The sequence below is a fragment of the Streptomyces sp. NPDC059582 genome (assembly GCF_042735715.1).
Lineage (GTDB): Bacteria > Actinomycetota > Actinomycetes > Streptomycetales > Streptomycetaceae > Streptomyces.
This window is the reverse complement of the sequence record NZ_JBHWCC010000099.1, coordinates 7484-18908: the sequence shown is the minus strand read 5'-3', so window position 1 is coordinate 18908 and position 11425 is coordinate 7484. Positions and strand designations below refer to the sequence as shown.

General features: G+C 72.4%; 8 protein-coding genes and 1 pseudogene. 6 read left to right on the top strand and 3 right to left on the bottom strand.

Annotated elements, in window-relative coordinates:
• Positions 1-34: 34 nt before the first annotated feature.
• Complete coding sequence (locus ACFV0T_RS41415; protein ID WP_385790608.1) at positions 35-742, bottom strand: hypothetical protein; 708 nt, start codon at positions 740-742, stop codon at positions 35-37.
• Between the two features lie 312 nt (positions 743-1054).
• Between ACFV0T_RS41415 and ACFV0T_RS41410 the strand changes: the two are divergent.
• Both ACFV0T_RS41410 and ACFV0T_RS41405 read left to right on the top strand, forming a co-directional pair.
• Positions 1055-1832: pseudogene (locus ACFV0T_RS41410) on the top strand (serine/threonine-protein kinase); the annotation flags it as partial.
• A 1652-nt stretch (positions 1833-3484) separates the two neighbouring features.
• Positions 3485-4729: a hypothetical protein gene (locus ACFV0T_RS41405; RefSeq protein WP_385790612.1), complete on the top strand. Its 1245-nt coding sequence runs from the start codon at positions 3485-3487 to the stop codon at positions 4727-4729.
• Between the two features lie 117 nt (positions 4730-4846).
• On the opposite strand, the gene ACFV0T_RS41400 is transcribed toward ACFV0T_RS41405, so the two are convergent.
• Complete coding sequence (locus ACFV0T_RS41400; protein WP_385790606.1) at positions 4847-6322, bottom strand: amino acid permease; 1476 nt, start codon at positions 6320-6322, stop codon at positions 4847-4849.
• A 206-nt stretch (positions 6323-6528) separates the two neighbouring features.
• Here ACFV0T_RS41400 and ACFV0T_RS41395 point away from each other — a divergent pair, with 206 nt between their 5' ends.
• On the top strand, positions 6529-7014 hold the full coding sequence (locus tag ACFV0T_RS41395) for a ribose-5-phosphate isomerase (protein ID WP_385790604.1): 486 nt from the start codon (positions 6529-6531) through the stop codon (positions 7012-7014).
• Between the two features lie 146 nt (positions 7015-7160).
• Positions 7161-7979 carry an Fpg/Nei family DNA glycosylase gene (locus tag ACFV0T_RS41390; protein WP_385790602.1) on the top strand — a complete coding sequence of 273 codons (819 nt, stop codon included), beginning with the start codon at positions 7161-7163 and terminating at the stop codon, positions 7977-7979.
• Between the two features lie 173 nt (positions 7980-8152).
• Here the strand turns inward: ACFV0T_RS41390 and ACFV0T_RS41385 are convergent, their stop codons facing one another.
• Complete coding sequence (locus ACFV0T_RS41385; protein WP_385790600.1) at positions 8153-9403, bottom strand: GNAT family N-acetyltransferase; 1251 nt, start codon at positions 9401-9403, stop codon at positions 8153-8155.
• 162 nt (positions 9404-9565) lie between these two features.
• Between ACFV0T_RS41385 and ACFV0T_RS41380 the strand changes: the two genes are divergently transcribed.
• Positions 9566-10744 (top strand): PP2C family protein-serine/threonine phosphatase, encoded by a 1179-nt coding sequence (locus ACFV0T_RS41380; protein ID WP_385790598.1) that lies wholly within the window; start codon positions 9566-9568, stop codon positions 10742-10744.
• Positions 10745-10806: 62 nt separating this feature from the next.
• Entirely contained in the window at positions 10807-11262 is a 456-nt protein-coding gene (locus ACFV0T_RS41375; protein ID WP_385790596.1) for an HD domain-containing protein, read from the top strand.
• Positions 11263-11425 lie beyond the last annotated feature (163 nt).

The window sequence follows — 11425 nt, the reverse complement described above, 5'->3', positions numbered from 1 at the left end:
CCCCGGCCCCCGCCTCCCGCAGTCCTGGGTCCGCTCAGCCCTGCCGGGCCCGCGGTGACCGCTGCGACCACCACAGCCCGGCCGCACCTGCCGCGACCAGCGCCGCGCCGGCCGCGCCCAGCGGCAGGACGTCGCGTCCGACGCCGGTCTTGGGTAGCTCGTCGCCGCCCGGTGCCACGGGCTGGTTGTCGGTGCCGAGCAGCAGTGGCGTGGCAGGGGCGTTCGGCGACGGGTTGACCGTGCCGAACGGGACCGGCCCTTGCTGCCAGAAGGTCTTCTTCCCGTCCGTGGTCTGCACGGGCAGGCAGATCTTCCCGGTCTTGCTCAGGTCGTACGTCGCGGACACGTCGTACGACTTCGACTTGCCCGCCGCGAGATCGCCGACGGCGCAACTGAAACCGCTGTTCGAGCCCGGCGGCAGATCCTTTTCCGCGATGGCCGAGCAGCCCTGAACGGCCGTGACCTCAAGGCCGTCGAAGCCGACCACCAAAAGCCTGATGTCGCCGCTGTTCTTGGTCCCTTCGTTCTTCACGGTGGCAGTGATCGCCGTTTTCTTCGAACTGTTGTCGACCGAGATCTTCTCCGGCAACAGCGTCGTCAGCTTCACGCCCGCCGGTGCCTCGTCAACGGCCTTTCCCCCCTTGCTGCTGCCCGGTCCCTGGTCATCGGCGGTGGCCGTGAACGGAAGGATCATCACGGCCGAGAAAGATGCCGTGACCAGCGATCCCGCAATGACCGTCATCCGACGAGAACTCATGTTCGTCCCCCTTGCGTCCCCCTGGACTGCGCCTGAATTCGCAGTACTTGAAGAGGTACCACAAGATTTCTCCGCACTATGCTGGTACGGCATCAAGTGTGACCATTGTGTGTCGGGGGAGACCGTTCGGACTGCCGGTGAGGGGGGTGCAGCGAATTGCAGGGGAACTCGGGAAACCCGGGTAATGCGGGAAACCTGGGAAACACGGGAAACTCGGGAAACACGAGGAGCGGCGGTGTTCCCGGGCTGCTGGTGACGGGGCGTTATCGGTTGGTCGAGAGCATCGGCCAGGGCGGAATGGGGCGGGTGTGGCGAGCTGTCGACGAAATGCTCGACCGGCTGGTCGCCGTCAAGGAGATGCGCATCGACGGACTCGACGCGGAGGACACCCGCACCCGTCGTGAACGCACACTGCGCGAGGCCAGGGCGACGGCCCGGATCGACCACCCCCACGTCGTGCGCGTGTACGACGTGGTGGACGAGGGCGAACGCCTGTGGATCGTCATGGAGTTGGTGGCAGGACGCTCCCTGGAACGGGTCATCGCGGAGGACGGCCCGCTGAGTCCGGGAGAGACGGCCCGCATCGGCCTGGGCCTGGTCGCGGCGCTGCGGCAGGTGCACGCCGGCGGTGTCCTGCACCGCGACATCAAGCCGGGCAACGTCCTGGTGGAGAGCGGCGGACGACGTGTGGTCCTGACGGACTTCGGTATCGCCGCGATGCAGGACGCGAAGGCGCTCACCATGGTCGGCATGCTGGTCGGCTCACCCGACTACATGGCTCCCGAGCGCATCTCAGGCCGCCGTCAGGGCCCGCCGTCCGACGTGTGGTCCCTGGGCGCGACGCTGTGCGCGGCCCTGGGCGGCCGCTCACCCTTCTCCCGCGACACGACCCTGGCGACCCTGCACGCGGTCCTCTACGAGGAGCCGGAACTTCCGCGCCTGGCAGGTCCGTTACGCGACATCCTGGCCGCGCTCCTGGAGAAGGACCCGTCGGTACGCCCGTCCCTGGAGGACGTGGAATCGGCTCTGCGACCGATCGCGTTCCCGGCCCCGACACCGACGTTGGCGGTAGGCGGACCGACCGTCGGGGGAGAGACCCACCCCGCACCACCCTCGACGAGGGACACGGAGGGCCGACCCGACCCCGAGACACCGGGTGACGACCCGCGGGTGGGGAGCGGGGGCGTCCCCCGGCCCGGGAGTGGCTCCGACCCTCGGCCGGCGAGCGGGGCGTGCCAGCCACCGGCGAGCGGGGTCGGCTCACGGGCGGACGCGGAGAGCGACCGGTGGCCGGCACCGGAGACAAGGCCCCCCATACGGGCGAGGCCGCCTGGAACTGCGCCAGGGCAGGAGGCGGGCGCGGGGCCCGGGTTGCTGCCACGGCCCGGGGCGAGGTCAGGGCCTGGGGTGGACTCGGGACCTCGGGCGGAGTCGGGGCCCGGAGCGGAGTCGGGGCCCGGAGCGGAGGCGGGGCCCGGAGCGGAGTCGGGACCTGGGACAGGAGCAGGACCCCGCGCGGGAGTGGGGCCCGGGGTGGAAGCAGAACCCGGGGTGGATTCAGTGGCTGGGGCGGAGCCGCGGCCTGGGGTGGCGCTGGAGCCCGAGGCCGGCGCGGAGCCTGGGGGGCAGGCAGGGCCGGGGGTGGGTACCGGGCCTGGCGCGCGGACAGGGCACGGGGCGAAGGCAGTACCCGGGTCGCGGGCAGTACCTGGGTCAGGAGCAGCAGTCGGGTCTGGGGCGGTAGTCGGGTCTGGGGCGGGGCCGGGCGACGGGAGTGTGCCGGAGCCCGGTATCGGGGCTCGCCCCGTGGCAGGGGCTGACCCGGGGGCAAGGGCCGAGCCCGTGGCGATGAGCGGGTCGAAGGCCGCACCGGCGCCGGAAGCGCCGTCCGCCTCGCCGGCACAGCCCGGATCTGCCGTCCCCTCGGCGCCGCCGTCCGGACCTGGCTCTCCGCCCGAGCCGATGCCCATGACCGACTCCCCTTCCGGCTCGGTGTCCGGACCCGCCACCACCTCAGGCCAGGCGTCCGGGACCGGTTCCGGCCCCGCACCGGTCTCCGACTCGGGGCACGGATCTGCACCTCGCACCGCGCCCGCGCCGGGCCAGACGTCCGATCGCGGTCCGCAGGACGGGGATGTCTCCGGCCCGCCTCCCGGCCCGGCGTCCGGGACGGGCCCGCTTCCCGGTCCGGTGTCCGGTGGCTCACCTCCCGGTCCGGCTTCCGGGACGGGCCCGCTTCCCGGTCCGGTGTCCGGTGGCTCACCTCCCGGTCCGGCGTCCGGGACGGACCTGCCTCCCGGTCCGGGGACAGGTAGCGGCTCACCTCCCGGTCCGGTGTCCGGGACCGGATCACCGCCCGGTCCGGCTTCCGGGACCGGCCCGCTTCCCGGTCCGGTGTCCGGTGGCTCACCTCCCGGTCCGGCGTCCGGGACGGACCTGCCTCCCGGTCCGGGGACAGGTAGCGGCTCACCTCCCGGTCCGGTGTCCGGGACCGGATCACCGCCCGGTCCGGCGCCCTGGACCGAATCACCATCCGCACCCGCGTCGGCGGGGATCAGCTCTCCATCCGTACCTGCATCGGCGGGGATCAGCGCACCTTCCGTACCTGCGTCGGCGGGCAGTTCGCCTCCCGTGCCTGCCTCCGGGAGCGGCTCGTCTCCCGCCGAGGTGTTCGGGGCGGGCTCGCCGCTCCTGCCTGTCTCCGACACGGGGACTCCCCCCGTACCCGTGTCTGGGGCCCTCGCCCCCTTCACGCACCCGCCCGGGCGGCCGCACACCCCGGATCCGTCCGATCCGCAGTCCGCCGACGCCCCGCCCGGCTCCGACGCCCCGCCCGGCTCCGACGCCCCCTCGGGGGCGGCGCCGGTCTCTGAGCCGGGGACCCGGGTCCTGCCCCGGGCGCGCGGCGAGGCGCCCACCCCGGCCTTCGTGGACCCCGCGCGGGGGCCCGCCTCCGGGGACCTGACGGAGCCCGCCGCCGTAGAGGACGCGATACCGGCGCGGAGCCCGACGCCCACCCCGGCCTTCGTGGACCCCTCGCGCGTGTCCGCCTCCCAGGACCCGAGGGAGCCCGCCCCCGTGGAGGACGCGATACCGCCGCGGAGCCCGACGCCCACCGAAGAGGTGCGGCTCGCGCGCACCGCCACCGAAGGCACCTCCGAGGCGCGGTCGGAAGCCAGGTCGGAGGTGGGTTCCGAGACGTCCTCCAGCAATGCCGTGGGCGTCGCACCGCGCCCCGCCGGCGTCTCACTGGCCCGGGCGCAGGCGGTGACGGAACGGCGCCCGATGCCGGTGCCCGTGCCCGCGCCCCCCGGCGGGGGCCGACCGCCGGGCCGGCGTCGGCGTCGAACGGCCGGCCTGGTGGCCGTGGGAGGCGTGGTCACCGCGGGAGTGGTCGTCGCAATCGTCCTGGCGACGACGTCCGCCCCGCCCGACGACACCAAGGCGGGCGGCTCCGCGTCGCAGACGTCCGTCCCGGCGTCGGCGTCGGCGCCGACGCCGACCGGCACCCCTTCGCCCACGGTCGAGGGCACCTCACGACCCCCGAGCCTGCCGCCGGGCGCGCACCAGGAGGCCGGCGGCTTCGCGTGGGTGACGCCCAGGGGCTGGCGGCGGGACGTGCAGACGGGCGCGGAGGTGCACTACACCTCGCCCGACGGCACACAGGAGCTCGTGGCCAAGTCCTCCCTTGCCCGCGGTGACCTGATGGACACCTGGCGGACCTCGGAGCAGAACGCCCACCAGGGCCAGGGCTACCGCAAGATCCGTCTGGAGGAGACGACGTTCCGCGGCGACCCGGCGGTCGTCTGGGAGTACACCTTCACCCTCAAGGGCACCCAGTGGCACGCCAGCCTGCTGGGCTTCAACGAGAACGGGAAGTCGTACCAGATCAACACCTGGTACCAGCCGGAGGCCGAGCCCCAGGCCGTGAAGACGTACAACCAGGTCAAGGCCGGTTTCACCGTGCTGTGAACGCGTGCGCGAAGGAACGCGGGGGAGAGCGGGGAACGCGCAGGACGGGTGAGGGGAGGGAACCCGCGGGCCGGGTTCCCCCCCTCACTTCACTGCTCGGCGACGAGGCCGCGGGCGTCAGCCCGCGGACACCCGGTCGGCCTGGTGCTCGACGGCGGCCGCCCGGCCGCCCCCGCGGACCTTCTCCTTCACCAGGGCGATCACGATCACGACCGCCGCGACCGCCAGCGAGAGCAGCACGGTGGTACGCCCGCTGCTCTCACCCTCGGTGTCGGTCAGCATGTAGGCGAGCACGAAGACGATCAGCCCGGCCGTCGCCCAGGTCAGGTACGGGTACAGCCACATCCGCACGACCAGCTTCTCCGGCGCCTCGGCCTGGATGATCTTCCGCATGCGCAGCTGCGAGAAGCAGATCACCAGCCAGACGAACAGGGCGACCGCTCCGGAGGAGTTGACCAGGAAGAGGAAGACGGAGTCCGGGAACCGGTAGTTGAAGAACACCGCGACGAACCCGAAGGCGACGGAGGCGATGATCGCCGCCATCGGCACACCACGGGACGTGGTCCGCGCGAACGCCTTCGGCGCGTCCCCGCGCCGGCCGAGCGAGAAGGCCATGCGGGAGGCCGTGTACAGGCCGGAGTTGAGACAGGACAGCACCGAGGTCAGCACGATGAAGTTCATGATCTGACCGGCGTGCGCGATACCGAGGGAGTCGAGGGCCGCGACGTACGAGCCCTTCTCCTTGATCGTCGGGTCGTTCCACGGCACCAGGGAGACGACCACGAGGATCGAGCCGAGGTAGAAGACACCGATGCGCCAGATGATGCTGTTGGTCGACTTCGTGACCGCCCGCTGCGGGTTCTCGGACTCACCGGCGGCCAGCGTGGCGATCTCGCTGCCCATGAAGGAGAAGACGACCAGCAGCACACCGGTGAGGATGGCGCCGGGCCCGTGGGGCAGGAACCCGCCGTGCTCGGTCAGGTTCCCGATCCCCGCCTTGTCGCTGTCGACGCCGGGCAGCACGCCGAACACGGCGAGCCCGCCGACCACGATGAACGCGCCGATGGCGACGACCTTGATCCCGGCGAACCAGAACTCGAACTCACCGTACGAGCCGACGGAGACCAGGTTGGTCGCGGTCAGCACCACCATCACGATCAGCGCCCACCCCCACTGGGGCACGCCGGGCATCCACGATTCCAGGATCTTGGCACCGGCGGTGGCCTCCACCGCCAGCACGACGACCCAGAAGAACCAGTAGAGCCACCCGATGGAGAAGCCTGCCCAGCGTCCGAGCGCGCGGTCGGCGTGCGCGGAGAAGGAACCGGACGTCGGATTGGCCGCGGACATCTCGCCGAGCATCCGCATCACCAGCACGACGAGCGTGCCGACAAGGGCGTACGACAGGAGGATGCCGGGGCCGGCGGTGGCGATACCGGAGCTGGATCCGACGAACAGTCCTGCGCCGATGACGCCACCGATGGCGATCATCGAGAGGTGGCGGTTCTTCAGACCGGCGTGGAGACCGGAACCGGGTTCTCCGGGGTCTCCGGGGCCGTTTTCGGCCTTCGTCAGGGTCGGCTGCGAAGTCATGGGACGGATTTCCTTTGCGCCGCTTGAGGGGTCTCCCGTACGAGCGGTGTACGAGTCGGTCCAGTGAAACGGAGGCTTAAGAATTCGGGAACCTTTGAATCCGGATTGTTACTTGAGGTTTTCCTGAGGTTCTGTAGTCTCACTCACACTTTTCCGCCGTCCCACCCGGCGCTGCTACCCAGCGTCGCCCGTGACACACTCGACTCATGCGCGTGTATCTCGGCTCCGACCATGCGGGCTTCGAACTCAAGAACCACCTCGTCGAATGGCTCAAGGAGGCGGGTCACGACCCCGTCGACTGCGGCCCCCACATCTACGACGCCCAGGACGACTACCCGCCCTTCTGCCTCCGCGCCGCGGAGCGGACCGCCGCGGACCCCGACGCCCTCGGCATCGTGATCGGCGGTTCCGGCAACGGTGAGCAGATCGCCGCGAACAAGGTGAAGGGTGTACGGGCCGCACTCGCCTGGAGCGAGGAGACGGCGTCCCTCGGCCGCCAGCACAACGACGCGAACGTGATCGCGGTCGGCGCGCGGATGCACTCGCAGGAGGAGGCGACGAAGTTCGTCGAGACCTTCCTCGGTACGCCGTTCTCCGGTGACGAGCGCCACATCCGCCGCATCGACATGCTTTCCGGCTACGAGACCACGGGCGACCTCCCGCCGATCCCGGCGCACCACCCGCAGCAGTAAACGCCGATGCCGGTCCCCGGGGGCTGCGGTCCCCGGGGTTTCTCCGTGTGCCGCTCGCCAGGAGACCGGGACGGACGCGGGCGGCCGGTAAGGACGGGGTACGCGTGAGGTACGCGTGAGACAGGCGTGGGAAAGGACGACGGGACGTGCCAGAGGGGCACACGATTCACCGGCTCGCGCAGGACTACGCCGCCGCCTTCTCCGCCCGCGTGACGCGGGTCACCAGCCCCCAGGGCAAGTTCGCCGACGCGGCCGCCCTCCTCGACGGCACCCCGCTGCACACCACCGACGCCCACGGCAAGCATCTCTTCCTCGGCTTCCGTGACCCCGAGGACGCCGACTGGATCCACATCCACCTCGGGCTCTTCGGCAAGGTCGCCTTCGGTGACGCCCCCGCGCCCCCGCCCACGGACACCGTCCGTCTCCGCCTCGCCGACGACGCCTCGTACGTCGACCTCCGCGGCCCCGCCACCTGCGCCCTGATCACCCCCGCCGAGAAGCGGGCGATACACGGCCGGCTCGGCCCCGACCCGCTGCGCGCGGACGCCGACCCGGCCACCGCGTACGCCCGCGTCCGCCGCAGCCGTACGACGATCGCCGCCCTCCTGATGGATCAGAAGATCATCGCCGGCGTGGGCAACGTCTACCGGGCCGAGGTCCTCTTCCGCCACCACATCGACCCCTACCGCACGGGCAGGGACATCACCCCCGGCGAGTGGGACGCGATCTGGGCCGACCTGGTCGCGCTCATGCGCGAGGGCGTCCGCAACAACCGCATCGACACCGTCCGCCCGGAGCACACTCCGGAGGCGATGGGCCGCCCGCCCCGGGTCGACGACCACGGCGGTGAGGTCTACGTCTACCGCCGCGCCGCCCGCCCCTGCCACCTGTGCGGCGACGAGATCCGCACGGCCGACCTGGCCGCCCGCAACCTCTTCTGGTGCCCTACCTGCCAGAAGCGCTGAGGCGCCCTCAGGGCCTGCCTGGTCGCGGCCCCGGGACCTGTCTGGTCGGCCCCGGTATCTGTCTGGTCGGCCCCGGTATCTGTCCTGGAGTCGGCCTCAGACCCGGAGCCGGCCTCAGGACAGGTCCCGGAGCCGGCCTCAGGACCCGCCCCGGGCCGTGCCCAGACCCCCTCCTAGAACCCGTGCGGCAGCCAGGGTGCCACCGTCGACCCGAATCCCACCGAGGCCTCGGCCAGCGCGCCCTGGCGCAGCTCCCGCACCCGGCCGGCGCCCGCCAGCGCGGCCAGCGACACCCCGCCGAGATAGGACGCTCCCAACTCGCGTACGGACAGGGCGAGATCGGCCGCGTCCGCGGTGCGGGCGCACGAGGCCCCCTTCGCGTCCCCCGTCAGCCGCCAACGCCCCTCGTTCCAGCGGCAGAACTCGTCCTCGACCTCGAACACCACGTCCACCGGCGCTTGGTACGTCCGCGCCTCCAGCGCGGCGCCGACCTCCACCAGCCGCACATGCAGGGAGTCCCGCACCCGCAGCTGACAGCGCCGGATGTCGGACACCTGGTGCTGCCACGCCTCGTCGACGGGCCGCCCGCGCACCTTCAGCGAGGTCGTCAGGTCGATGCCGAACAGGAACCGCCACAACGCCGCGTCCGTCGCCGGATCGACCGCCGCGAGATCCTGAAGGACCACCTGACCGTTGTGCCCGGCGTCCGTCCACTGCGACTTGACCCGGAAGCGGGCGTACCCGGTGGGCTCCCCGTCCCGCTCGGCGACCACGCACTGCAACGGTGACGCCCCGCCCCGGTCGCTCTCCGCGTCCAGCAGCCACACCCGCTCCCAGCCGGGCCGCCGGGCCAGCATGCCCGCACGGGAGGGCACCGTCCGCGCGTACACGGACTCGCACGCGTCCAGCGCGTCCACCGGACGTTCGTACCGCAGCCGTACGGCATCGGTGCCGTCCGGCACGGACAGCCGTACCCGACCGGTGTCGATCTCGGCGCTGACGCCGAAGGTCGCCGGGGCGTACCCGAACCGCCCGTAGATCGTGGGCTCGGACGCGACGAGCACCGCCAGCGGCTCACCCCACCCGCGTACGTCGTCCAGCTGCCGCCGCATCATCGACGTCAGCAGTCCCCGCCGGCGGTGCGTGGCGGCCACGCCGACCATCGTGATGCCCGCCGCCGGCACCGATGCGCCGCCCGGCACGGTCACCCCGAAGGCGAACGCCCCCGCCGACCCCACGCACCGGTCCCCGTCCCACACCCCCAGTGAACGGTCGAAGTCGGCGAGCTCGTGCCACAGCTCCCGCTCCTCGGCCGACTCCTCCCCGCCGCCGAACGCGCGGAGCAGGTTGCCGTACCACTGATCCCAGTCGTCCTGCCGCAGCACCCGCAGGTCGGTCGCCCGGTCGGGCAAGTCATTCGCCATGAACCATACGTACCAGGGCAATGCAGGACGAGCGAACGAATTTCTCCGTGCCCGCAGCGCAACTGCTTTCTGTGAAGTTCACTGTGAAGTCGAGCCTCGGACGGGGGACAAGTGGGACCTCCCGTGCCGAGCGGCTGGTCCGATGGATAGGGTCCCGAACTAATGGCAGCAGGACGAGGGCGGCGCGCGGCGGCCGAGACGTTCACGGCCCGGTTGAAGATGCAGTGGCACCGGGCCCGCGTCGGCGTGCGCAGAGCCGCCGTGGACTACTTCCGCGGGGACGGTTCGGACTGGATCGCGCTGGCCGGGCTGCTCCTCACCGTCCCGGTGATCGCGGCCACCACGCTCGCCAACTCGGTCTGGTGCTCACCGTCCGCACTGGTCCTGCCGATCGTCGCGGGCGGCCTGCTGCTGCGCCCGGCGAGCCTGCTCGGTCTGTACGCGGCCGCGGCCACCGCCCTGATCGTGGAGTCCGTGAAACTCGGGCCCTACACCGAGGGCCCCTCCCGGGTCACGCCCGGCGTGGTCCTGGTCGTCGCGGCGTGTGGCTTCGTGGGACTGCTGATCGCCCAGTTCCGCAGCAGAGTCGGCGTGCCCTGGCGGCGCGGCGGCACCATGCTGTTCGACCTGCGCGAACGCATCCGCGTGCAGAGCAAGCTGCCGAAGCTGCCACGCGGCTGGCACCGCGAGATGGCGCTGCGCCCCGCCGGCGGGCAGTCCTTCTCGGGCGACTTCGTGGTCGCGGCCCGGACGAACGGCGGCCGCACCATGGAGGTCGTGCTGACGGACGTCTCGGGCAAGGGCATGGACGCCGGCTCGCGCGCCCTGCTCCTGTCGGGGGCGTTCGGCGGCCTGCTCGGATCCCTCCCGCCGCACGCGTTCCTCCCGGCCGCGAACGGCTACCTCCTGCGCCAGGACTGGGACGAGGGCTTCGCCACCTCCATCCACCTGGTCCTGGACCTGGACTCCGGCGACTACGAGCTCTACTCCGCCGGTCACCCGCCGGGCCTCCAGCTCAGCGCGGGCAGCGGCCGCTGGGAGGAGAAGGCCGCCGAGGGCCCGCTCCTCGGGGTGTACGACGGCGCCCAGTTCGACCCCGTCAAGGGCTCCCTGCGCCCCGGTGACGTCCTGATGCTGTTCACCGACGGCCTGGTCGAGACCTCCGACCGCGACATCGTCGAGGGCATCGACCGCCTCACCGGCGAGGCCGACCGCTATGTCGCCGGAGGCTTCCAGGGAGCCGCCTGGCACCTCATCGAGGCGGTGGCGAAGGACGTCAACGACGACCGGGCGCTGCTGCTGGTCTGCCGCGAGGGCCCGACCGCGGCCGCCCTCCGCTGAGCCGCCGTCCGCGGAAATCCGCAGAACTCGGCGGAAGCCGCCGTCCGCAGAAAGGGGCACCCGTGCTGACCCTCCCCGAAGTGGAGGCCCTGGCCCGCGCGGCGCACGAGGGCCAGACCGACAAGGCCGGGCGGCCGTACGCCGAACACCTCCGGGCCGTCGCCGACGGCGTCCGCGAGCGCGGTGGGGACGACGAGCAGATCGCGGCGGCCTGGCTGCACGACTCCGTCGAGGACGACGCGCTGTCCGCGAACTGGCTGCGCGAGGCCGCGCTGACCGAGCGCACGAAGGCCATCGTGCTCGCCGTCACCAAGCGCGAGGGCGAGGCGCCGGCGGCGTACGCGCGGCGCGTCCTCGCCACCCCCGGGGCGCTGCTGGTGAAGGAGTCGGACCTGGCCCACAACGCCGACCCGGTACGCCTGGCGGTCCTCGACGAACCCACCCGCACCCGACTGACCGAGAAGTACGCCCGGATGCGCGCACTCCTCGGCCTGGACGAACAGAGCGGAAAGCCATAGGGCGTGTCCCGAACGCCCCGTACGGCCCGCGACGCCCGGCACGGCGCCTCGCCGCGTTGTCGGGGCGGGCCCGGGCCCCCGGGGCGCGGGCGCCCCCCCCCCCCCCCCCCCCCCCCCCCCCCCCCCCCCCCCCCCCCCCCCCCCCCGCGCGCCCCCCCCGGCC